The organism is Streptomyces sp. NPDC006385, from assembly GCF_040612485.1.
Classification (GTDB): Bacteria; Actinomycetota; Actinomycetes; order Streptomycetales; family Streptomycetaceae; genus Streptomyces.
The window spans coordinates 1-23,513 of sequence record NZ_JBEXQG010000067.1 but is presented as its reverse complement, the minus strand read 5'-3'; the positions used below and the strand labels follow the sequence as shown (position 1 = coordinate 23,513).

Sequence of the window (23,513 nt, the reverse complement as noted above, 5' to 3'; positions counted from 1 at the left end):
GTCACCCTGCCCTCCCCCGGACGCTGTGCCCATGCCCTATGCCCTTCGTCCTGCCGGCCTGTCCGACGCGGCCGCCATCACCGACCTGCTCAACGAGGTCGACCGGATCGAGATAGGTCGGCCCGAGACCGACCTGCACACCGTCGAGGCCGATCTGAAGCGGCCCGACGTCGATCTGGAGCGCGACTCCTGGCTGGCCTTCCACGACGACCGGCTGGTGGCGTACGGCCTGTTGTGGGACGAGTCGGCCGGCGAGCGCGTCGACATCGACCACTACCTCCTGCCCGACCACCAGGACGTCGGACAGCGCCTGCTGGACGCGATGGAGGCCCGCGCCCTGGAGAAGGCCCGCGGCAACGGTGCGGACCGGGCGGTGGTGCACCTGCACCTCAACACGCAGCCCACGCTGGACACCGGTCTGATCGAGAAGCGGGGCTGGTACGTCGTACGGCGCTATCACGTGCTGCGACGGCCGGTGGATCCCGCCGAGGACCTGGTGCCGCAGGTGCCGCCCGGGGTACGGCTGCGGTCGTGCGCCGAGGAGGCGGACCGTGCGCGCGTCCACGCCCTGTACCAGTCGAGTTTCGCCCAGCACTTCGATTTCCAGCCTCGCGGCTACGACCAGTGGCTGCACGACGTGGACGCCGACGCGCTCGACTGGTCGCTGGTGTGGATCGCCAGTACCGAGGAACTGGGCGACGTCGGGTTCCTGCTCGCCCGCGACGACCGTGAGGCGATGGGGTGGATCCGGAGCATCGGCGTCGTCCGTGAGGGCCGTGGGCTGGGCATCGGCGGGCTGCTGCTGCGGAACGCGTTCGCGGCCTTCGCCGCGCGAGGGCGCGATGTGGTGGGGCTCGGGGTGGACACCGCCAACGCCACCGGGGCTCCCGCCCTGTACGCCCGCCACGGGATGGCGGTCCATTTCGCCGTCGACACCTGGGAAGCCGTCCTGAGGTGACGAGCCGCCCGGCGTCGCGCCGCGCATCGACCCCTGGTCGGCCGCGCGCTTTCATCGCGTGAGCCCTCCGGCGCGTGGCCGGGGGGCACGAGGGGCGGCGGTCGCCGCTCCGCGGCCGAAGGGGGAGCCACCTGATGAGACCTTCCTTACCTGTCTTCACGACCGCCGTCCTCGCCGTCTGTCTCGCCTGGCCCGCCGGGGCGGCGGGGGCGGCGAGCGACGACGAGGCCCCGCGCACCGAACGGATCAGCGTGGCCGCCGACGGCACGGGCGGCAACAGTCACTCGGTGGAACCGGTGGTCAGCGCCGACGGCCGCGTCGTGGCCTTCACGTCGAGCGCGACCAACCTGGTGCCCGGCACGGACGTGCCCACCAGCGTGTTCTACCGGACGGCTCCCGGCGCGCCGCTGCGGCGGGTGGTGGTGCCGGGCGAGACGACGTCGACGCCCCAACTGTCCGAGTCGGGTCGCCATCTGACCTTCACCTCGTACTCGGCCACGACCGGGGCGTCCTCCGTGCACGTCCTCGACCTGCGCACCGGTCGCGTCGAACGCCTGGCACCCGCGATGGAGGAGGGCTACCAGGTGTCGTACGGCGTCGCCCCGATCAGCGCGAGCGGCCGGTACGTCGCCTTCGTCGCCCGGCCCGCCGTCGACGAGCACGGCGCGTACGCCTGCCGGGTCATGCTCCTGGATCGCCGCACCCAGCAGGTGCGGCGGGTCAGCCGACCCTCGGACGGCTCGAAGAACTTCCACCAGTGCCGGCAGATCTCCATGAGCGCGGACGGCCGCAAGGGCGCCTACCTCGAGGGCTACGCGGGGCCGTCCGACGACGACCAGGGCGACATCCTGGTGTACGACAGGGTGACCGGACGTACCGTGCGGGCCGACGCCACCCATGACGGCGCCCCGGCCGACAGGTCGGCGATCGCCCCGGTGCTCAGCGCCGACGGCTCCAAGGTCGGCTTCAACTCGGTGGCCTCCAATCTGGTCCCCGGCGTCGACCCCAACGGCGCCGGCAGCACGTCCTGGAACGCCTTCGTCCGCGATCTGCGCACCGGCACGCTCCAGCGGTACGACGGCCGCTCCCCCACCGACCTCACCCAGGTGTCGGGCCTCTCGGTGGACGGCTCGAAGCTGCTCCTGAACACGGCCACCGCGGACCGCGCGACGCTGGGGCTGGTGCTGCGTGATCTGCGCACCGGCCACGAGGAGTTGCTGTCACCGGGGCAGGACGGAAAGCCCGTGACCGTGGGGCGGGCGGCGCTGAGCGCGGACGGGGGGACGGCCGTGTTCGACTCCTACCACCCCGGCCTGGTGCCCGAGGACACGAACCTGGTCGGGGACGTGTTCGTCCGCGCCTTGCGTTGAGCCGCCCTGCGCCCGCCTCGTGCTCAGCGCCTCAGGTCCGAGCCGACCGCCGCCGCGACGACACGGTCCCGTTCTTCGCGGGTGAACAGCCCCTCGGACAGCCAGCGGTCGGCAAGAGCCCGCACCGCCGCGACGAAACGGCCGGAGGACGCGAAGGGAGCCCGCTCCCACAGGACGTCGAGGAAGGTCAGCCCGTCGCCGCGGGCGCGGTTCGGGACACCCGAGTCGGCGGAGCCGAAGACGACGACGGGTTCGGCACGCTGGAAATAGGCGTGGTAGCGGGCGTCGTCCGCGAGGGTGAACGGGGCCAGGGTCAGGCCGTTGGTGGTGAAGTGCAGCGGCCGGCCCTCGGGGTGGATCGCGTCGGCGAGATCGCCGCGGAGGGTGAAGTCCTTGTAGAAGGAGAACGCGCGGAACTGCGTCTGCGGGCTCCGCGCCACCAGCAGCACCGGCCCGTGGAACACCGACTGGACGGTGGGGTCGTCCAGGGCCCGCTCGACGCGCAGGCGGTAGGGGGCGGAGACGCCGACCCGGTCGCCGCGCCGCCAGTTCCCGCGCAGGGTGACATAGCGGCCGGGCACGGCCTCGACCCGTTGCCGTACGCCGTTGACCGTGACCGAGAAGCCGGCCGTGGCCCAGGACGGCACGCGGAGTCTCAGGTCGAGCCTGCCGCCGCCCTCGCGGAAGGTCAGGGTGCGGACGCCCTCGGCCGGGTAGTCGCTGGTCTGCTCGATGACGAGCCCGCGTTCCAGCCATCGCAGGGTCGAGGCCAGGTAGAGGTTGACGTAGAGCGCGTCGCCGTCGGCGGAGTGGAAGTAGACCGAGTCCTGGTACTTGGTGTGGTTCTCCATACCGGTGCCACCGCAGCAGGTGCCGGTGTTGCCGAAGTCGCGCCGTACTCCCGGGCCCATTCCCACGAAGTACGTGACCTCCGGGCTGTCCGTGCTCGCCGCGTCCCGGCGTGAGGCCAGGATGTGGTTGGTCAGGCCCCGCTCGTAGTAGTCCATGTAGGCGGGGTCCGGGTCGTGGAAGAACAACTGCCGGCTCAGCTTGAGCATGTTGTACGTGGCACAGGTCTCGGCGTTCTTGTCGTCCAGGGTGGCCGCGATGGCACCCCGGGCGCGGAACATCTCGCCCTGGCCGGTGCCGCCCAGGCTGTACGTCCGGGGGCCCGCGACCATGCCCCAGAAGTTGCGGGCCGCGGCGGCGTACTCCTCCTCGCCTGTGTGGTCGAACAGCCGTAGGTAGCCGGTGAACTGCGGGATGTGCTGGTTGGCGTGTCTGCCTTCCAGGATGTCCCGGTTCTCGGCGCAGGCGTGCAGCAGCGCGGTGTTGTCGAAGCAGCGGGCGGCGGCGAGGTGTTCCCGCCGTCCGGTGAGGGCGTACAGGTCGGTCATGACCTCGTTCATGCCGCCGTACTCGCCGGCGATGTAGATCGACCACATGCGTTCCAGCTGGGCCTTCGGCAGCCGGCCGAGGCGGCTGTACACCCAGTCGCCCATCTTGGAGGCGATGGACAGCGCCTGGTCGTTCCCGGCCAGGGTGTGCGCGTCGAGGAGGCCGCGCATGATCTTGTGGCAGGTGTAGTACGGCGCCCAGATGGTCGGGTACGTCGTGTAGCTCTCCAGCAGGATGAACTGCGTCTCCGGGTACGCCGCCAGATAGCCGGGGTGACTGGGCCTCGGGTCGCCGTGCTCCGCCAGGGCCTGCTGGCATTCACCGAGCGCGCCGACCAGGTGGTCGAGCTTGGCCTTGAGGGCGCGCTCCCCGGTGTCGGCGTACGCCTGGGCGACGAGGGTGAGGAAGTGGCCGCCGTAGTGGCCGCGCAGATTGCCGTCGGAGGTCTCCCAGCCGCCGGGCGGCAGGGCGCCGCGGGTGTCGAGTCCGGCGTTGGCGCGGAAGACGGCCAGGATGCGGTCGGCCGGGTAGGACCGGGCGTAGTCGAGCATCAGGTCGCGCTTGCGGCGGAAGACGCCGTCGCCGAGGGTCACCTGGTCCAGGGGGAAGGGTCGTACCGCCCAGGTGGGCGGGGCGGGCGCCGCGTCCCTCGCGGTCGGGGCGGACGTGGCGGCCGCCGTGGTCCGGGTGGGCGCGGAGGCGTGCGCCAGTGGGCCGGAGGCCATGACCGGGGCGGCGGCCGCGGTGCCGGCGGTGATCCTCAGCACGCGGCGGCGGGAGGGTGGTGGGGACATGCGCGGACTCCGATCGTCGATGGGCGGCGGGCATGGGCCGGGAGTACGGCGGCCCTCGGTCACGAGGGGGCGGTCGTCACGGTGACCGTGGCCGTGGCCCGGTAGGTGGTCCCCGGCACGGTTCCCGTCACCTCGAAGGTCCCCGGCCCGGCGTACTGGTCCGGCCGCACCGGGTCCCAGGTCACCGGGATCCGGCTGTCCTTGGAGCCGTCGTTGTAGGTGGCGACGACGGTCGCCGGGAGTGCGGGTGCCCTGCCGGTGCGGGTGGTGACGCGCTCCTGCGCGATGCTGGTGATCTCGACCGCGTCGGTGTGCCGTACCCACACGGTGGCGGTGACGGGCTGCGCGGTCCGGTCGGCGAGGCCGGTGAGCCGCACGCTGGTGCCGCCCTCGGCGACCTGCTCCTCGGTGAGGGCCGGCCAGGCCACGGGTGAGCGCGCCGCCGAGCCGTCGGCGTAGACCAGCGTCACCTGGTCGGGCAGGTCGGGGATCGTGCCGCGTGCGGTGGGGACATGGACCTCGCGCACGGACTCCGGCGGCTCGGCGTACACCTTCCACTCCTGGACGCCGAGGGCCAGGTTCGGGTGTCCGGTCAGCCGGGCGCGCAGTGCGGTCGTGGTGACGGGTGTGAAGGTGGTCCTGTTGTAGCGGTCCTCGGCGGTTCCGTAGCCGGTGGGTGAGTCGACCTCGCGCCAGGTGTCGCCGTCGCGGTACTCGATGACCCAGGACTCGGGGACCCCGACGCCGTCCGCCGCGCCGGGCTGCGCGTCGCGGAAGAAGTACAGGTCGGAGCCGTCCACGCGGACGGGGTCGTCCCAGGTGTACCGCACCCATTGGGTGCCCTTCTCCGGCCAGCTTCCCCAGCGTGGGGCGTCGGCGGAGGAGGCCGGTTCGCGGCCGTCGTTGATGGCGGCCACCGACTCCCAGCCCGAGGTGTAGGACGCGGTGGGGGTCGCGTACGGCGCCACGTTCACCTGCCCGTCGCCGAGGTCGTCGACCTTGACCACGACCTTCTTCGACGACTGCGACGCGCCGTCGGTGGCGGTGAGTTCGAGGGTGTACAGGCCGGCCCTGGTGAAGCGGGCGACGGTCGTGGGGGTGCGCGGGTCGTCGAAGATGACGGTGCCGTCCTCGGGTGCCTCCACCGCCTGCCACGCGGCGGAGAGCTTCCGCTCCGGGAGCCCGTCGTCCTCGACGACGCCCGTGAGCCGGACCTGGCCGGGCCGGTTGTACGTCGTGTCGCGCCACGCCTCCACGTACGGGGGCTGGTTGCGGGCGGCCGGGGGGCGCTCGCCGGTGGCGAACGCCTGGATCTCCGTCAGGCCGCTGGTGTGACCGTCCCGGTGCCGCAGCAGGACCCGCAGTTTCTCAGTCGTCACCTGCTTGAACCGCACCTGGTTGAGGTTGGCCCTCGGACGGACCGGCGACTTCACCGGTCCGGCCACGTCCTTCCACCGTCCGTCGCCGCCCTCGTACTGCACGGTGTAGAGGGCGGGTTCGGCGTATCCGCCGGGCCGTTTGTCGCTGGAGAAGTGGAGCCGGACGTCGTCCACCTCGCGCGGGCGCCCGAAGTCGATCTCGTACCAGTCCTCGGCGTTGCCCGAGCCCCGGGCGCCCCAGAAGGGCTCGTTGACGGTGAACCCGTCGACGGCTCCTGCCGCTGGGCGCCCCCGCTCCTCGTGGGAGGCGCGGGCCGCGGCACCGGCGGCGAGGTTCTCCTCGGCCACTCCCGTGAGGTCCCGGCCCGCTTTGGCGAAGAGGTCGGTGACGCGGTCCCGCGGACCGTACTCGACGTCCTGCGGTGCGGCGACGGCCGTGCGCAGAGCGGTCGTTCGCGCCTTGGCGTCACCCCCGTCGGGGAAGGTCACCCTGCGGGTGGCGGGGTCGTAGACGAGGTGGGTGAGGGAGTCGGCCGTGAAGGCGAGCCTGCCGTCGAGGTAGACGGAGTAGCCCTCGGGGACCCGCTCGCCGTACGGCCGTCTCCCGTCGCCGGGTTCGTCCCACAGGACGGCCACGTCGGTGCCTCGGTAGTTGATGTCCGTGACGGCGAAGTGGGGCCAGTCGACGTCGATCGGCCACAGTTCGATCTTCCGGTCGGTGCGGGGGCGGAAGCCCATCGCGTCCTCGATGACGGTCCAGTTGGTGGTGCCGAGGATGGTGTGGTGGATCCAGGAGCGGTAGCCGATCCGCTGCGGGTCGGCGCTGCCGTCGGCCCAGAACTCGTTCTGGTCGGGCCACCGGTTGTCGCCGTCGATGTAGTGGGCCCAGGCGTTCCAGGACAGCAGCTTCTTGTACCAGGTGCGGTCGATGTACTTGTTCGGGTACTTCCGCAGCACCGAGGACAGGAAGCGGAAGGTGACGGTGGAGTTGATGACGGAGAAGTTGTTGCTCCCCGGATGCCCCTGCTCGGCCGCCTGCGCCTTGTCGGCCTGGTTGGCGGTGAAGAACGGGAAGACGGGGTACTGCTTCGCGTCCGCCCACAGCCGCAGGGCCTGAAGGTACTGGGGGTCCTCGTCCGGGGTCGGCATCAGTCCCACGCTGTACGGGTAGTAGTTGTTGATCTCCTTCCAGGGCACGAGGCTGTCCGAGGCCACGTGGCGGTGCTTGAGCAGCTTGTCCTTCGGGTCCCACAGGTACTTCAGGACCGCGTCCTTCACCCGCTTCGCGACGCCGCGCATCTCGTCGGCCTTCGCGCTCTCCCCGAGCAGGTCGTAGGCGCGGGCCGCGGCCGTGGCGTTGCTGTGGACGTACGCCGACTCGGCGCGGTCCAGGTTCCCGGGCTTCCAGTCGAAGGACACCGCGTCGGCGTCGTTGCCGGTCATGGCGCCCCAGTCGTACTCGATGAGGCCGTTGCCGTCGTGGTCGTAGCTCTCCAGCTGGCCGCGGACGTCGCCCTCCGCGTACCGGGCGAGGTTGCGCACAATGCCGTCGGGGCCGCCGTGCACCTGGTAGGAGCGCCAGGCGGCCTCGGAGATGTACTGGGTGTAGCTGTTGGACCAGTTCTCCGGGTCGCCGGGGTTGTCGGTGTACTTGCCGTTCTTGGAGACCTCTCCGGCCGACACCCATGGGCCGTAGGAGTAGCTGGGGTCGCGCAGGTACTTGAGGTCGTCGACGAACATGCCGACGGTCAGGGCGATGGCGTTGTTGTAGCCGAGGACGCCCTCCATGGAGGTGGGGAACTGGTAGTCGCTGCCGGGGATGTCGGCGTCCAGGTAGTTGTAGCGCAGCAGCCACCAGCGGTAGTACAGGGTCTTCTCGATGTTGTCGTCCGGGATGTCGAGGTAGGGCAGGTTCTCGGCCCACCAGCGGTTGTACGTCTGGACGTGGCGGCGGAAGGCGGTGGCCGGGGTCGCGGTGCGCACGGCGTCGTACTCGGGTCGGGAGCGGGCGATCTCCTCGGTGACGAAGCCGAGTTGGACCTTCAGGGTGACGGTTTCGCTCGCGGGGACCGCCAGGGTGCGCGTCAGGCTCTCGCCGTCCGCGGTCATGCCGTCGCCGCTCAAGCGGGGGAAGACGGTGGTGAGGTTGTTCTTCGCGGCCACCGTGCCGGTGAGTTCGCGGCCCTCGGCGGTGGTGGTGTACGGGGACGAGGCGCGCAGTGTGACGTGGTGGCCCGCGGAACCGGTGTTGGTGAGGGCGAGGTTCGTCACGGCGACGTTGGCGTCGGTGAGGAACTTGGTCTGCGTGACTTTCAGGCCGGTGGCCTCGTGGGTGAACTCGCCGCGCCAGTGACTCGGGGTCTGGGCGCGTGCGCCGGTGTCCTCACGGAGGGTGAGCTTCTCTCCGTTCACGACCAGGTCGACGGTGTACGCGGACCGGTTGTCGATGCTCTCCCAGTAGGCGACCTTGCCGGCGAAACCGAGCCGCGAGGGGTCGTGTTCCTTCATGAACACCGCACGGCCCCGCGTGAACAGCCAGTCGCCCGCCGGGTCCTCGCCCTTGCGGGCCAGCATCCGGTCCATCCAGAAGTCGGTGCCGTCGCCGGCCCTGCGGTCGGCGTCGTACTGGGCGCGCAGGGTGCGGTGGGTGGTGAAGCCGGCCGGGAGTTCCGGCACGGGCTCGGTGGCCCCGGAGAAGACCGGATGGCCGATGGCCGAGTTGTCCGCTGCGGCCGGTGTGGCGGCGGCGAGCGAGGCCAGCAGTCCCAGGGCCAGCGCTCCGGCCAAGGGTGTGCGGTGGTGTCGTCTTCGTGATCCGTGCACGTCTACCTCCCGGGGGGCGTGGTCCGCGGCTGCGTGGTCGGCAGCCACACGCGCATCGTCGAGGGCCCGCGACCGGCCCAGGAGTGGTAGGGCACCAGGACGATGCCGGTGCGCTCGGCGGCGGGCGCGAAGGCTCGGTCCAGCGGCCGGTACGGCCATGCGGCGTCGCGCGGCTCCTGCGATGCGGCGAGTTCGCCGGGCGCCACGACGGTGTCCTCGGGCCCGTCCTGCGGCTCGCCGGCCGTGTCCACCCGTACGGCGTCGACCTCGCGCCCGCCCGGCAGGTCCGCGGACTCCGCGCAGTACACCAGCGGTCCGCGCTGGACGGCCACCGTGCCGCGTACGGCGTCGATGCGCGGGTCGGGCGCGATCCAGCGGGGGGCCATGGGCAGATCGAGCCGGATCTCGTCGCCGGGCCGGAAGATGCGGGTGACGGTGGCGGTGCCCGGAGGGACGGCCCGGCGTGTCCCGTCGGCGTCGACGAGCCATGCGGTGGCTCCCTCCGTCCAGGAGGGGACGCGCAGTGACAGGGTCCAGGGGTGGTCCGGGGAGCGGTCGATCCGTACGGTCACGCGTCCGTCCGACGGGTAGTCGGTACGGACCCGCAGGGCGACGCCGCCGGCGGAGAGTTCCGCGTCGGCGTACTGGTGGAGTTGGATGCCGTGGCCGTCCGCCGTGGCCAGATACGCGGGCAGCAGGGCCAGGGTCCGCGCCACGTTGGTCGGGCAGCAGGACACCGCGAACCAGGGGGCGCGCAGGCTCGATTCGGCGCGCGGGCTGTCGGCGTCCGCCGGGGGGACGGCGCCCCGGCGGCGTCGGTGCAGGGTGTTGGCGTAGAAGAAGGCCCGGCCGTCGTCGGAAGGTGAGGTCGCGACCAGGTTGAACAGGGTCCGCTCGGCCAGGTCGGCGAAGCGCGGCTCGCCGGTGGCGAGGAGCAGCCGCCAGCTGAGCATCACGGAGGCGACGCCGGCGCAGGTCTCCGCGTAGGCGCGGTCGGGCGGCAGGACGAAGTCGTCGCCGAAGGACTCGTCCCGGTGGTGCGAGCCCATGCCGCCGGTGAGATGGGTGCGCCGGGCGACCGTCGCCTCCCACTGCCGTACGACGGCCGCGAGCAGGGCGTCGTCGCCGGTCTCCACGGCCACGTCGACGGCTCCGGCGGCGAGGTAGAGGGCGCGGACGGCGTGCCCGCGCAGGACGGTGGCCTGCCGTACGGGTAGGTCGTCCTGGTAGTAGGCGCGGCCGAACTCGATGTCGGCGAGGGTGCCGTGGCCGCGGCGGTCGACGAAGAGGGCGGCCTGGTCGAGGTAGCGCTGCTCCCCGGTCGCCCGGGCCAGTTCGACCAGGGCCGTCTCGATCTCCGGGTGCCCGCACACGCCCTCGATGCCGCCCGGCCCGAAGGTGGCGCACACGTGGTCGGCGGCCCGCCGGGCGATCTTCGTCAGCTCGCCCTCGCCGCGGGCCCGCGCCTGGGCCACGCCGGCCTGGATCAAGTGGCCGTAGCAGTACAGCTCGTGACCCCATTCGAGGTCGCTGTAGCGGGGCTGCCGGCCGGGGTGGCCGAAGGCGGTGTTCAGGTAGCCGTCCGGCTCCTGGGCGGCGGCGATGGTCTCGGTGAGCTCCGCGATCTGCGCGTCGAGCGATGGGCCGGCGCCCTGTCCGGACTGCCAGGCCATGGCTTCGAGGAGCTTGTAGACGTCGGAGTCGGCGAACTCGCGGCCGCGCCGGTCCCGCCCGATCCGGCCCTCGAAGACGGCGCGGAAGTTGCCGATCCAGCCGACGCGTTCCATCCAGTCACGGCAGTGGTCGAGCGTGGCGGTCGCGTTGGTCCGCCGGCGCCCGGCCCAGAAGCCCCCGGTGATCCGGACCTCGTCGAGGCCGAGGGGCCTGAGCCGACCGCGGCTCGGCGCCACCGGCAGCACCGATGGCCCCGCTGTGTTCTCCGTCACCGCATCATCCCTTCAGCGCGCCCGACATGAAGCCCCGTACGTAGTGCCGTTGCAGCAGCAGGAAGACGAGCAGGCAGGGCACGGCGAGGACCACCACGCCCGCCTCGGTGGCCCCGTAGTCGACCGCGCCCATGCTCTGCTGGCGCAGGTTCGCGACGGCCAGCGGCAGGGGCGCCTTCTCGCTGTCCGAGATGAGGATCAGCGGCGCGATGAAGTCGTTCCACGCCGCGAGGAAGGCGAAGAGTCCCACGGTGATCAGCCCCGGTCTCACCGCGGGGAGCAGGACCCGGCGCAGCGCGCCCGCCGTGCCGCACCCGTCGACGAGCGCAGCCTCCTCCAGTTCGCGCGGCACCGCCTCGAAGGAGATCCTCATCATGAAGGTGGCGAACGGCAGTTGGAACATGGCCAGCACCAGGCTCAGCCCGATCAGCGAGTTCTGCAGATGGAGTCTGCCGAGCAGCACGTAGAGCGGGATGAGCAGGGTGGCGTACGGCACCATGAGGATGGCCAGCGTCAGCAGGAACAGCGGGTTCTTGCCCGGGAAGTCGAAGCGGGCGAAGGCGTAGCCGCCGAGCAGCGACACGCCGAGGGTCAGGGCGACGGTGAGCGCCGAGACGACGGTGCTGTTGAGGAGGTACCGCCACAGGCCCGCGTCGTAGTCGAGGAGCGTGCGGTAGTTGCCGAGGCCGTAGCCGGACTCCTGTGCGGTGCCGGGCTGGGGGCTGACCGACGCCCAGGCGTTCCACAGCAGCGGGAAGAGGAAGATGACGGCCAGACCTCCGGCGACCACGTAGTACGGCGTCCGGCCGAGGGCGCGGGTGAGCACCGGGGTGTCCCTTCTCCTGGCGGGGCGGGTCATGACTCGTCGGCGCGGCGCAGACCGCGGAACTGCGCGCTGTTGAGCAGGAGCAGCGCGGCCAGCACGAGGAGCGACAGGGCGGCCGCGGTGCCCAGGTCCAGCCGCTGGAAGGCCTCCCGGTAGATCAGCTGCACGAGGGTGACGGTGCTGTTGTCCGGTCCGCCCTTGGTGAGGACGAAGAACTGGTCGAACGCGAGCAGCGATCCGGTCACGCACAGCAGCAGGGACAGGGCGAGGGACGGCTTCAGCAGCGGCAGCGTGACGCGGCGGAAGATCTGCCCGCGGTTCGCCCCGTCCATCCGCGCGGCCTCGTACACCTCGTGGGGGATGCGCTGGAGGCCCACGAGGAGGATCAGCATGTAGAAGCCGGCGAACTTCCAGACGACGAGGAACACCGTCGACAGCAGGGCGGAGGTCGGCGAGCCGAGGAAGGACACCGGCTCGTCGACGACGCCGAGCCGTTCCAGCAGGCGGCTGAGCGGGCCGGTGGTGGGGCTGTACAGGCCCCAGAACAGCAGGGAGGCGGAGGCCAGTCCCAGGGCGCCGGGCAGGAAGTAGACCGTGCGGAAGAAGCCCGCGCCGGGGCGGGACTCCTGCACCAGCAGGGCGAGCAGGAGCGCGAGGCCCAGGAGGACGACCGTGACGATCACGGTGTAGAGGAGGGTGAAACGGACGGCGGGCCCGAACAGGGGGCTGTCGGTGACGTCGGTGAAGTTCTCGGGCGCGTTGCCGCCCTGGTTCCCGGCGAGCAGCGGCCAGTGGCTGAGCGACATCTGGCCGACGAGCAGCAGGGGCAGCAGGAAGAGGACGGCGACGAACAGGGCGGTGGGGGCCGCGTACCCCAGGCCCTGCGCGGTGCGGGAGCGCCACCGGGGTGTGGCCGTACGGGGTGGGCGGGGCGGGTGTTCGGGCTGCGCCCGCTGCTCGGCGGCCGTTCGGTCGGGCGCCTTCACCCGCATGGCTCTCCTCCGCTGTGAGGGGTCCTTTCGACCATGGCTCTCCTCTGCCGTGAGGCACGGTCAGTCGGCCAGCGACGCGGTGACCGCCTCGTTGTCCTTCTCGACGGACGTGCCGTCGCCGAAGACGGCGTTGCGCATCAGGGTCAGCCAGGGCCCGTTGGGGTCGTTGAAGGTCTGGCCGAACTTCAGGGCGTACGGGGTCCGGCCGTCCGCCACGAGTTCGTTGATCGTGACCAGGCGGGGGTCCGCGACGGAGTGCTTGTTGGCGGCGAGGTCGGTGCGCGCCACCACGTCCTTGTGGGCGGCGACCACGTCGACCTGTGCCTCGTCGCCGAGCGACCAGGCGAGGAAGTTCCATGCCTGGTCGGTCTTGTCACTGGTGGCGGAGATCCCGATGGCGTCGCCGCCGACGAACGTGGATCGGCCGCCGTCGGGGCCGGGGATGGGCGCGACGCCGAAGTCCAGGTCCTCGGGCATCAGCCCCAGGGTGGTGGACGGCATGGGCATCACACCGACCTTGCCCTTCGGGAACACCCCGGTCCAGGTCGTGCCGGTCTCGTCACGGGCGCCGGGGGCCACGATGCCGTCCCTCACCCAGCCTCGATAGGTGTCGTACACCTTCCGCGCGGTGTCGGAGTCGAGGTTCGCCCCGGTCCCTTCCTCGTGGAGGACCTCTTCGCCGGCGGCCCAGATGGACGGCCACCAGGTGAAGACACCGCAGCCGCCGCAGTTGCCGCCGAAGAAGGTGCCCGCGACGTCTTCGCCGAGCGCGTCCACGGCCCGTGCGTGCCGGTCCCATTCGGCCAGGGTGGTGGGCGGCTTGTCGGGGTCGAGCCGGGCCTTGCGGTACAGCTCCTTGTTGTAGAGGAGCACCGACAGGTCGAGCGTGTGCGGCACGACGTACTTCCTCCCTTCGTACGTCCCGGCCTTGATGTGCGACTGGGCCAGGTCGTCGGCGAAGGGCAGGGCGTCGACGCGTTCGGTGATGTCGGCGAAGAGACGGCTGGAGGTGTAGTTCGGGACGAACACCACGTCGGAGGCGAAGAGGTCGGGCAGGTCCCGGGAGCCGGCGGCGGCACCGACCTTGGCCTGGTAGTCGTCGGTCGGGACGACGGTGAGTTCGACCTTGTTCCGGTGGCTCGCGTTGTACGCCTTGACCAGGGCCTCGCTCTGCGGCCGGGTCGCGGCGCGGGTCCACATCGTCAGCGTCGTGCCGTCGTCGACGCCGTTCGCGTCCGCCGCCGCGCCTCCTCCCCCGCCGCCCGGACCGTCCCCGCCCGAGCCGCACGCCGTGACCAGGCTCGCGGCGGCGAGGAGGGCGACGACTCCGGTGGCGAACCGGCGTAGGTGTCCATGTGGTCCGGTCGTGCTCCCCATGACGATCCCCCTTGGATGGCGGGCGGGCCGTGGCGTCTGCGACGAACTTCTGCGACGAACTTCAGGGACGAGCTGCGGACAGAAAGAAGACAGAAAAGGCTTTCAGCAAGCTAGGACGCGGCTGATTGCTCGTCAATCCCCTTGCAGCGCTGGAATGTACGGTCCTGTCGCGTCCTGCGGATACGCGGCCGCACGCCTCCGGACCGAAACTTCTCGCGTACGGTTTACGGCGCGCGACGCGAGACAGGAGAACTCCATGGCACAGGCCGCCGACCCCTCTCGTTCGCAGCCCGCCACGCTCAGCGACGTCGCCCGGCTGGCGGGGGTGTCCATCGCCACGGCGTCCAAGGCCCTCAACGGCCGCGGTCAGGTGCGCGCCGAGACCCGGCAGCGGGTCATCGACGCCGCCGCGCGGCTGTCGTTCCGGCCCAACGAACTGGCCCGCGGTCTGCTCGCCGGGCGGACGGGTACCGTCGGTCTGCTCACCAGCGATCTGGAGGGCCGGTTCAGCATTCCGATACTCATGGGCGCGGAGGACGCGTTCGGGGCGGGTGAGGTCGCGGTCTTCCTCTGCGACGCCCGCGGCGACGCGATTCGCGAGCAGCACCACGTCCGGGCGCTCCTCGGGCGCCGGGTCGACGGCCTCATCGTGGTGGGCAGCCGGACCGATCCGCGTCCGTCCCTGGGCCGTGAGCTGCCCGTTCCGGTCGTCTACGCGTACGCGCCGTCGGACGACCCGACGGATCTGTCCGTCGTCCCCGACAACGTCGACGCCGGTCGGATCGCGGTGGAGCATCTGCTCGCCTGTGGGCGCACCCGGATCGCGCACATCACGGGCGACCCCGGATATCTGGCGGCGCGGGAACGGGCCGAGGGGGCGCGGGCCGCGCTCGCCGACGCCGGTCTCGCCCTGGTCGGCGAACCGCGGTTCGGGGCGTGGACGGAGGGCTGGGGCCGGGCGGCCACCGCGCTGCTGTTCGACCGGCGCCCGGACGTGGACGCCGTGCTGTGCGGCAGCGACCAGATCGCCCGTGGCGTCATGGACGTGCTGCGCGAGCGCGGCCACCGGGTGCCGGAGGATGTGGCGGTCATGGGCTTCGACGACTGGCAGGTGCTGACCTCCGGTTCCCGTCCGCCGCTGACCAGCGTCGACATGGGTCTGGAGGAGGTCGGCCGGGTGGCGGCGCACGCCTTGTTCACCGCGATCTCGGGGGTGCGGCGCTCAGGGGTCGAGGCGCTGCCCTGCCGCGTCGTGATCAGGGGATCGACGGCTCCGCTGTCCTGAACCGCGCGATCGGCGCACTCACGCCCCGCCGGCTCTCCCGCCCGTTCTCCTCCTGGTTCGCCCTGTATGTACCGGTACTCTCTGATACGTACTAATGTTCCTGGCGGCCCACGCGCCTCGATCACGCTTCACGGGAGCAGGATGTGAGAGACGTCGGCATCGACCGCAGGGTTTTCCTCCGTGGCGTCGCGGGCGTGACGGGGGGCGCTCTCTCGATCACCGCCTGCGGGAGCGGCACCGACCGGACCACCTCCGGGACCAGGAGCACCAGGGCGACCGGGACACTCGTCGTCCGGGACAGTGGCGGCGTCGCCGGCGAGGCGAAACGCAAGGCCGTCTACGACCCGTTCACCAAGGAGACCGGCATCCGGATCCGAGTGGTGAAGATGCTCTACCCGGAGATGCTCGACCGGATCAAGGCGGGCCGGCCGCCGTGCGATGTCATGGACACCAACATGAGTGACCTGCTGCTCTTCCAGCGCGCGGGTGCCGTCGAGGAGCTCGACCACGACCGGCTGAGGAACACCCGGAACGCGGGCATCGCCACGTCCCTGCTCACCTCCTACGGCGTCGGCAAGGAGTACTGGGCCAGCGTCATGGCGTACCGCACCGACGCCTTCGGCGGCAGACGGCCCGAGTCCTGGGCGGACTTCTGGGACACCGGGGCGTTCCCGGGCAGCCGTGCGCTGCAGAGCGCGATGGACTGGCCGGAACTGGAGTTCGCCCTTCTCGCCGACGGGGTGCCGATGGACCGGCTGTACCCCCTGGACGTGGACCGTGCCTTCCGGGCCCTGGACCGGATCAAGGACTCCGTGCGGAGGTTCTGGGACGACGGCAATGCGCCGGGCGTCCTGCTGGACCGCAAGGAGGTGGTGGCCTCGACCGTCTGGAGCGGCCGCCTCACCCGTCTGATGGCGGACGGCGCCCCGCTCGCCTACCAGTGGAACGGCGCACGCAGGCAGACCAACGGCTACGGCATCCCCAAGGGCGCGTCCAACGTCGACGCCGCCTACCGGCTCATCGACTTCGCCATGCGGCCCGAGGTGCAGGCCGGGTTGGCGAGGATCTACCCGCTGGGCCCGGTCGTCCCCGCCGCCTACGCGAGCATCCCGTCCACCGCCGCCGCCGACCTGGCGAGCTCTCCCGGTCATCTGCAGACCGGCTTCGACCTGGACATCGACTGGTGGATCAAGAACCAGGCTCCGGTGACCCGGCGCTGGCAGGAGTGGATTCGGTCCTGAGCCGGGAGCGATACCCGCACTCCCCGAGTGCCGCATGTGTACCCGTATGGTAAAGAAAGTGTATGGCCAAACCATTTGGCCGATCTTCGGTCTCCTGGTCCCACCGGTTCGGAGTCCGACGCCCACGTGCGGCAACGGGTCGGGGTTTCCTGCCGAAGGCGCGCAGCGTCGCGACCCAGGTGTTCCTGTTGCAGCTCGTCATCATGGTGCTGTTCGCCGCCGCCGCGGGCGTGGCCCTCGTCCTGCAGACGCGGGACTCGATCATGGACGAGGCACGTCAGCTGACGTGGGGGGTCGCGCACACCTTCGCGAACGCCCCGGGGACGCTGGAGGCCATGAAGTCCGCCGATCCCACCGAGCTGCTCCAGCCGCGGGCGGAGGAATCCCGGAAGGAGTCCCGGGTCGACTACGTCGTCGCCTTCGATCCGAACGGCTTCCGCTGGACGCACCCCGACCCGAGGCTGATCGGGAAGCACGTCTTCGCGCAGCGCGAGGGCGCCGCGGCCGACCGACCCATCACCCAGACCTACGAGGGCAGTCTCGGCCTCTCCGTGGACTCGACGGTTCCCGTCTATGACACCGGCGGAAGGACGATCGCCGGCTTTGTGTCGGTCGGCATCACCGTGGACAGCGTGAACGAGGTGGCGCGGGACCAGATGCCGCAGCTGCTCGGCCTCGCCGGTGGTGGTCTGGCGGTGGCCGCGGGCGGGACGGCGCTGGTCTCCCGGCGGCTGCGGCGGCAGACCCGTGGTCTGGACCCGTCCGAGATGACCCGGATGTACGAGCACCACGACGCGGTGCTGCACGCGGTGCGGGAAGGCGTGCTGATCATCGGAGGTGACGGGCGACTGCTGCTGGCCAACGACGAGGCACGGCGCCTGCTGGAACTGCCCGGGGATGCCGAGGAACGCCCTGTCACCGACCTGGGGCTGGAGACCAACACCACCGGGCTGCTGGTCTCGGGCCGGACCGTCACCGATGAGGTCCATCTGGTCGGCGACCGTCTGCTGGCCGTCAACATGCGGCCGGTCGATCCCGACGGCGGCCCGGCGGGCAGCGTGGCCACGCTGCGGGACACCACCGAGTTGCGGGCTCTGGCGGGGCGGGCCGAGGTGGCCCGGGAGCGGCTGTGGCTGCTGTACGAGGCGGGGGGGCGGATCGGCACCACCCTGAATGTGACGCGTACCGCCCAGGAGCTGGCCGAGGTGGCGGTTCCCCGGTTCGCCGACGCCGCCACGGTCGATCTGCTGGATCCGGTCCTGCGGGGTGAGGAGTCGCCCGGGCCCGGCCCCGAGATGCGCCGCGCGGCGGTGCACGGCGACGAGGCGGCCCGGTCCCTCTACCCCGTGGGTGAGCTGATCCGGCACGTTCCCACCACGCCGGTGGCCGTCGGTGTCCGGCGTGGGCAGGCTGTCCTGGAGGCCGACCTGACCGCGTCCGACGACTGGCGGGCCCAGGATCCGCAGCGAGCACGGCGCGTCCTGGAGCACGGGCTGCACTCCCGCATCACCGTGCCGTTGCAGGCCCGTGGTGTGGTGCTGGGCATGGCGAGCTTCTGGCGCTCGCAGGAGGGGGCCTTCGAGGAGGACGATCTGGCCTTCGCCGAGGAACTCGCCGCCCGGGCGGCGGTGGCCATCGACAACGCCCGCCGCTACACCCGCGAACACACCCTGGCCGAAGGCCTCCAGCGCCGCCTGCTGCCCCGTGCCCTCCCCGACCACTCGGCCGTCGAGACCGCCCACCGCTATCTGCCCGCCCGGGACGGGGTGGGCGGTGACTGGTTCGACGTCATCCCGTTGCCCGGCGCCAGGGTCGCCCTCGTGGTCGGTGACGTGGTCGGGCACGGCCTGCACGCCGCCGCCACCATGGGCCAGCTGCGTGCCGCGGTGCACACCTTCTCCGCCCTGGACCTGTCCCCGGACGAGTTGCTCGGGCACCTGGACGACCTGGTCACGCGGATCGACAGCGCGGCGGAGAGCGCGCGCGGTGACGGCGAGGGGGTCACGGGAGCCACCTGTCTGTACGCGGTCTACGACCCGGCCTCCGGGGTGTGCTCGCTGGCCCGGTCCGGCCATCCGGAGCCGGCTCTGGTGCGCCCGGACGGCTCCGTGGAGTACGTGGCCGTGCCGGGCTCCCCGCCCCTGGGCCTGGGGGGTGGCCTGCCCTTCGAGACCGCCGAGCTCACCCTCCCCGAGGGATCACGGCTGGCCCTGTTCACCGACGGCCTGGTGGAGGACCGGGACCGGGGCATCGACGCCGGACTGCGGACCCTGAGCGATGCCCTGGCGCACCCGGGCCGGACTCCGGAGGAGACCTGTCAGGCGGTGTTCGACGCCCTGCTTCCGACCCGTCCGGGCGACGACGTCGCCCTGCTCGTCGCGCGTACCCGCCGGCTCGATCCCTCCCAGGTCGCCGAGTGGGAGGTGCCCAACGATCCGGCGAGCGTCGCCGACGTCCGGACCGAGGTCACCCGGCGGTTGCGGTCCTGGGGGCTCGAGGACGTGGCCTTCGCCACCGAGCTGGTGATCAGCGAACTGGTCACCAACGCCATCCGCTACGGCACCGACCCGATCCGCCTGCGGCTGCTGCACGACCGGGACAGCCTGATCTGCGAGGTCGCCGACGGCAGCAGCACCGCGCCGCACCTTCGCCGGGCGGCGACCACCGACGAAGGCGGGCGGGGGCTGTTCCTCGTGGCCCAGTTCGCGCAGCGGTGGGGCACCCGCTACATGGCACGGGGCAAGGTCATCTGGGCCGAGCAGTCGGTCCACGGCCCGGCGGGCGAACCCGACGGAGCGGTGGCCGACGCGCTGCTGGACCAGTGGGACGACACCGGCTGGTGAACGTCCCGCCGAGCGCGAGGGCTGTCAGGTTGCTGCCGGCCGGGCCAGATCACGGCCGCCGTGGCGTCGGTCCGCCGAGTCGTCACCGAGGGCCGTGAGGGGAGGGAGGCAGACCTCGACGGCGTCCGCACCGTCTGCCGCTGTGCCTGCGCTCGTGTCGGAGGGCGGCGGCCGTGGCCAGGGCGCCGAGCCCTTCCCACAGGCCCACGCCGAGGAAGGCGGTGGGGGCGCGGCCTGCGATGACCGCGAGTGTGAAGACCGCGCAGGTCAGCAGGCGGAAGGGGACGGTCCAGCGGAAGAAGGGCTTCCAGTCGGTGCGGGCGGCCAGGACGTAGTACACGCCCATGTTGAGCGCCGCCATGGAGGAGGCGGTCACCAAGACCGGCGTGTGGTCCTCCTGCGCGCGCCGGGAGCCGGCCGGGGTGGCGAAGCCCATGAGGGTGAGCAGGACGTCCGGTGCGATCAGGCCAACCGCGCCCAGGGTGGCGGCGAGAAGACCGAACACGGCAATGGTCCAGCCGGAGAGCGAGCGGGGCAGAAGACGCACGAAGTCCTCCGTGGGGTGGGGGAGTTGGGCCCGGCGTACCGCCGCATACCGTGCGAGCCCGGCCGGAAAACCCTTGGACGCCGCGGTCGTCGGCGCGGGACACTGCCGGACTCGAACCGAAATCCACACGGCCGTTGCGGCGATGGCCCCTGCCCGCGTGGCGCGTGCCGGGCTGCCGCAGGACAACACCAGGGGTGGGATGGCAACGCCTGAATCTCGCAGGGTTCAGCCGGGCAAACGCTCGGTGCTTCTCGCACTTCGTCACTACGGACGGGAGTTGGCCCGGCTCCGCCGGCTGACGGTACCCGCGATGCTGCTCTCGGCGCTGGGCAACATCGGAATCAACTACATCGCGCCGCTGATCGTCGCCAAGCTCGTCGGTGACCTCGCCGCCGACAAGGACGTCACGCTCGCCTCGACACTGCCGTACGTGCTCGGGTTCGCCGGTGTCCTGCTGCTCGCGGAGGCACTGTGGCGTATCGCCCTGCACTGCCTCAACCGCCTCGACGCCCTCGGCATCGAGCATCTGTACGTGATCGGGATGGACGAGCTGTTCGCCAAGGACGCCGCGTTCTTCCACGACAACTTCGCCGGCTCGCTGACCAAGCGCGTCCTGAGCTTCGCCTCCCGTTTCGAGCAGTTCGTCGACACACTGACGTTCCAGGTCGTGGGCAGTTTCGTGCCGTTGGCCTTCGGGGCCGTGGTGCTGTGGCGTTACGAACCCCTGCTCGTGGTCGGCCTGTTGGTGATGATCACCGTGACCGCGGTGTGCGTGGTTCCCCTGATCCGGCGCCGGCAGGCGCTCGTCGACGAGCGCGAGGAGGCGATCGCCCGGGTGTCCGGGCATGTCGCCGACAGTCTGATGAACATGGACACGGTGCGGGCGTTCGCCGCGGAGGAGCGCGAGGCCGCCGAGCACCGCTCCCGTGTCGCGACCTCGCGGCGGCTCACCCTGCGGTCGTGGGACTACGGCAATCTGCGCATCGACACGCTCGTCGCGCCGATGTCGGTCCTGACCAACGCGCTGGGGCTGCTGCTGGCGGTGGCGCTGGGCGGGGGCGAGCACGGCGTGGAGGCGGTGGTGGTGGCCTTCACCTACTACAGCAACGCGACGCGGATCATGTTCGAGTTCCACCAGATCTACCGCCGGCTGGAGAGTTCGATGACGGAGGCCGCGCAGTTCACCGAGCTGCTGCTGACGCCGCCGACGGTGCTCGATCCGCCGTCGCCGGAGCCGGTGCCGCGCGGGGCCGACGTCCGCTTCGAGCGGGTGCGCTTCGCCCACGCCGGTGGCCGGCCGCTGTTCGAGGGGCTCGACCTGGCGGTGCCCGCCGGGGCGAGGATCGGCCTGGTGGGCCGGTCGGGCGGCGGCAAGACCACCCTCGCCCGGCTGCTGCTCCGGATGACGGACATCGACGGGGGCCGGATCCTGATCGGCGGTCAGGACATCACCAGGCTGCGCCAGGCCGACCTGCGCGGCCTGATGGCCTACGTGCCGCAGGATCCGGCGATGTTCCACCGCACCCTGCGGGACAACATCGCGTTCGCCCGGCCGGACGCCACCGAGGCCGAGATCCGCCGCGCGGCCGAGGCGGCGCACGTCACGGAGTTCGCCGACGCGTTGCCGAACGGCTTCGACACCCTGGTGGGCGAGCGGGGCGTCAAGCTGTCCGGCGGTCAGCGCCAGCGGGTGGCCCTCGCCCGGGCGATCCTGCGGGACGCGCCGATCCTGCTGCTCGACGAGGCGACCAGCGCCCTGGACTCCGAGAGCGAGATCCTGGTGCAGGAGGCGCTGTGGCGGCTCATGGACGGGCGGACGGCACTGGTGGTGGCACATCGGCTGAGCACCGTCGCCACCATGGACCGGCTCGTCGTCCTCGACCGCGGACGGATCGTCGAGCAGGGCACCCACGAGGAACTGCTCGCGCTGGACGGCGCCTACGCGAAACTGTGGCAGCACCAGTCGGGTGGCTTCCTCGACGACAGCCCGGCGCGGGCCGAACTGCCCTGATCAGAGACCGGACCGGGTTCGGTCGTCAGAGCCGGGCGGCTCGGCGGCGGCGTACCAGCAGCACCGCGCCCGCGAGGGGCAGGGCGGAGCCGGAGCCGGTGCTCGCCAGGTCGCCGGAGACGGCGGTCGAGTCGGCGGCACCGGAACGACCGCTGGAACCACCGCTGGAACCGGATCCGCCGCTCGACGTGGAGCCGGAGTCCGAGCCCGAGGTCGTCGAGCCACCGCCGCCCGTGGAACCGGCGTCGGCGACGTCGAGCGTGATGTCGGCCTTGTCGTTGTCCTTGTTCTTGTCGAACGGCCGGGGCTCCGCCTCCAGCGCCACCGAGCCCTTGGCCCCCGGCACCGCCTTGTCGATCTTCAGCTTGAAGGTGTACGTCAGGCCATCGCCCTCGTCGATCCAGGCCTGGCTGGTGCCGCACGATCGATCGGGGCATGAGGTCCTCTTCCGGCGGGGCCGAACGGTTGCACGCCCGTCACGGTGCGAGTCCGGCCCGGGCGCAGGCGGGCCGGAGCTTCGGGGTGCAGATCTGCCCGACGGTGTACACGCCGTCCTTGACGAGTGTCTGCTCGATGTTCCCGGCCGTCACCGTACGCGGAGTGAGCAGCACGGAAGGGATGTCCTCGGTCGTGGGGCTGTCGACCGTCGTCGTGGCGACGTCCTGGACGTCCTCGCCACGCCCCAGGGCGACGGCCATGGCGGCGGTCGCGGCGGCCTGCGCCTTGAACGGCTTGTACACCGTCATGTACTGCTCGCCCTTGACGATGCGCCGCACGGCCTCCAGGTCGGCGTCCTGGCCGGTGACGGGAGGCAGACGCCTGACACCGGCGTTCTTGAGGGCCGCGATGACGCCCGCGGCCATGGCGTCGTTGGCCACCAGGACGCCGCCGATCCGGTCCGGGCCCAGGGCGGCGATGGCGGCGGACATGTTGGCGTGGGCGTTGTCCGTGCTCCAGCCGCGGGTGTCGTACGACCTGCCGATCTTCACCTTGCCCTGGAGGACGGAGAGCGCGCCCCTGCGGTACCACGCCGCGTTGGGGCTGGACGGATCTCCGTTCACCATGACGACGCTGCCCGTGGTCGCCTTCTCCCGCATGGCCCTCAGCAGCGCCTCGCCCTGGAGCCTGCCGACCTGCCCCCCGTCGAAACTGACGTAGCCCGAGATCGGGCCCTGGGCGAGCCGGTCGTAGGCGACGACGGGGACTCCCGCCCTGCGCGCCTCCTGGATGGAGGAGCGGAGCGCCTTGTTGTCCACGGCGTCGAGGATCACCACCTTGACCCCCTTGGTGATCATGGAGGTCAATTGTTCCCGCTGCCGTGACGCGTCGTTCTCGGCGTTGGCGTACTGCACGGTGCAGCGGGGGCACAGCTCCTTGAGTCGCTGCTCGATCAGGGGCTTGTCGGAGTGCTCCCAGCGGGGTACCGCCCGGCTCGGGAGGAGCAGTCCCACGGCGAAGCCGTCCGCGTCCCCGCCGTCGCCGTCCGAACAGGCCGTCAGGGGCACCGCCATGAGTCCCGCGGCGAGCGCCGCGACGACGTGCCGCACACGGAACCGGGTCTTCATGGCGGACCCTCGCCTTCCTCTCGGGGCGTCGAGCCCGCGTGGGCCGGCTCGCGAAGGGGCACGCGGATCTCGCTCCAGACCTGCTTGCCGCCCGCCACCGGCACCGAGCCGAAGGACTCCGACATCGCCTCGACCAGCAGCAGCCCGCGGCCGCCGGT

The 23,513-nt window shown here is 71.5% G+C and carries 15 protein-coding genes; 6 read left to right on the top strand and 9 right to left on the bottom strand.

Annotated features, from left to right (window positions below; genetic code table 11):
* Nucleotides 1-31 precede the first annotated feature (31 nt).
* A complete protein-coding gene (locus ABZ078_RS35050) occupies nucleotides 32-958 on the top strand; it encodes a GNAT family N-acetyltransferase (RefSeq protein ID WP_356582105.1) in 927 nt (308 codons plus the stop codon).
* A 134-nt stretch (nucleotides 959-1,092) separates the two neighbouring features.
* Nucleotides 1,093-2,328, top strand: coding sequence for a hypothetical protein (locus tag ABZ078_RS35045; protein ID WP_356582103.1), 1,236 nt, complete (start codon nucleotides 1,093-1,095; stop codon nucleotides 2,326-2,328).
* Nucleotides 2,329-2,351: 23 nt separating this feature from the next.
* On the opposite strand, the gene ABZ078_RS35040 is transcribed toward ABZ078_RS35045, so the two are convergent.
* From ABZ078_RS35040 to ABZ078_RS35015, 6 genes are read right to left on the bottom strand one after another with little or no spacing between them, the layout of a single operon-like run.
* Nucleotides 2,352-4,520 (bottom strand): beta-L-arabinofuranosidase domain-containing protein, encoded by a 2,169-nt coding sequence (locus ABZ078_RS35040; RefSeq protein ID WP_356582101.1) that lies wholly within the window; start codon nucleotides 4,518-4,520, stop codon nucleotides 2,352-2,354.
* Between the two features lie 59 nt (nucleotides 4,521-4,579).
* Complete coding sequence (locus tag ABZ078_RS35035; RefSeq protein WP_356582099.1) at nucleotides 4,580-8,686, bottom strand: Ig-like domain-containing protein; 4,107 nt, start codon at nucleotides 8,684-8,686, stop codon at nucleotides 4,580-4,582.
* 38 nt (nucleotides 8,687-8,724) lie between these two features.
* A complete protein-coding gene (locus ABZ078_RS35030) occupies nucleotides 8,725-10,668 on the bottom strand; it encodes a beta-L-arabinofuranosidase domain-containing protein (RefSeq protein ID WP_356582097.1) in 1,944 nt (647 codons plus the stop codon).
* A gap of 4 nt (nucleotides 10,669-10,672) precedes the next feature.
* Nucleotides 10,673-11,494, bottom strand: a complete 822-nt coding sequence (locus tag ABZ078_RS35025) for a carbohydrate ABC transporter permease (RefSeq protein WP_356582150.1) — start codon at nucleotides 11,492-11,494, stop codon at nucleotides 10,673-10,675.
* A gap of 29 nt (nucleotides 11,495-11,523) precedes the next feature.
* The gene (locus ABZ078_RS35020) at nucleotides 11,524-12,486 is read right to left on the bottom strand and encodes a sugar ABC transporter permease (RefSeq protein WP_356582095.1); all 963 of its coding nucleotides are present in this window, start codon (nucleotides 12,484-12,486) and stop codon (nucleotides 11,524-11,526) included.
* A 60-nt stretch (nucleotides 12,487-12,546) separates the two neighbouring features.
* Nucleotides 12,547-13,863, bottom strand: coding sequence for a sugar ABC transporter substrate-binding protein (locus tag ABZ078_RS35015; protein ID WP_356582093.1), 1,317 nt, complete (start codon nucleotides 13,861-13,863; stop codon nucleotides 12,547-12,549).
* Between the two features lie 256 nt (nucleotides 13,864-14,119).
* Between ABZ078_RS35015 and ABZ078_RS35010 the strand changes: the two genes are divergently transcribed.
* The 3 genes from ABZ078_RS35010 to ABZ078_RS35000 all read left to right on the top strand — a co-directional run bounded on the left by ABZ078_RS35010 (nucleotide 14,120) and on the right by ABZ078_RS35000 (nucleotide 19,232).
* Nucleotides 14,120-15,148, top strand: a complete 1,029-nt coding sequence (locus ABZ078_RS35010) for a LacI family DNA-binding transcriptional regulator (RefSeq protein WP_356582091.1) — start codon at nucleotides 14,120-14,122, stop codon at nucleotides 15,146-15,148.
* A 143-nt stretch (nucleotides 15,149-15,291) separates the two neighbouring features.
* Nucleotides 15,292-16,389: an ABC transporter substrate-binding protein gene (locus ABZ078_RS35005; RefSeq protein WP_356582089.1), complete on the top strand. Its 1,098-nt coding sequence runs from the start codon at nucleotides 15,292-15,294 to the stop codon at nucleotides 16,387-16,389.
* Nucleotides 16,390-16,592: 203 nt separating this feature from the next.
* Nucleotides 16,593-19,232 carry a SpoIIE family protein phosphatase gene (locus tag ABZ078_RS35000; RefSeq protein WP_356582148.1) on the top strand — a complete coding sequence of 880 codons (2,640 nt, stop codon included), beginning with the start codon at nucleotides 16,593-16,595 and terminating at the stop codon, nucleotides 19,230-19,232.
* A gap of 82 nt (nucleotides 19,233-19,314) precedes the next feature.
* Here ABZ078_RS35000 and ABZ078_RS34995 read toward each other — a convergent pair whose 3' ends face one another.
* Nucleotides 19,315-19,779 carry a hypothetical protein gene (locus ABZ078_RS34995; RefSeq protein WP_356582087.1) on the bottom strand — a complete coding sequence of 155 codons (465 nt, stop codon included), beginning with the start codon at nucleotides 19,777-19,779 and terminating at the stop codon, nucleotides 19,315-19,317.
* Between the two features lie 199 nt (nucleotides 19,780-19,978).
* Here ABZ078_RS34995 and ABZ078_RS34990 point away from each other — a divergent pair, with 199 nt between their 5' ends.
* Nucleotides 19,979-21,790 carry an ABC transporter ATP-binding protein gene (locus ABZ078_RS34990; RefSeq protein WP_356582085.1) on the top strand — a complete coding sequence of 604 codons (1,812 nt, stop codon included), beginning with the start codon at nucleotides 19,979-19,981 and terminating at the stop codon, nucleotides 21,788-21,790.
* Nucleotides 21,791-21,815: 25 nt separating this feature from the next.
* On the opposite strand, the gene ABZ078_RS34985 is transcribed toward ABZ078_RS34990, so the two are convergent.
* Both ABZ078_RS34985 and ABZ078_RS34980 read right to left on the bottom strand, forming a co-directional pair.
* Nucleotides 21,816-22,136, bottom strand: a complete 321-nt coding sequence (locus tag ABZ078_RS34985) for a hypothetical protein (protein ID WP_356582083.1) — start codon at nucleotides 22,134-22,136, stop codon at nucleotides 21,816-21,818.
* Nucleotides 22,137-22,266: 130 nt separating this feature from the next.
* On the bottom strand, nucleotides 22,267-23,355 hold the full coding sequence (locus tag ABZ078_RS34980; protein WP_356582081.1) for a substrate-binding domain-containing protein: 1,089 nt from the start codon (nucleotides 23,353-23,355) through the stop codon (nucleotides 22,267-22,269).
* Nucleotides 23,356-23,513 lie beyond the last annotated feature (158 nt).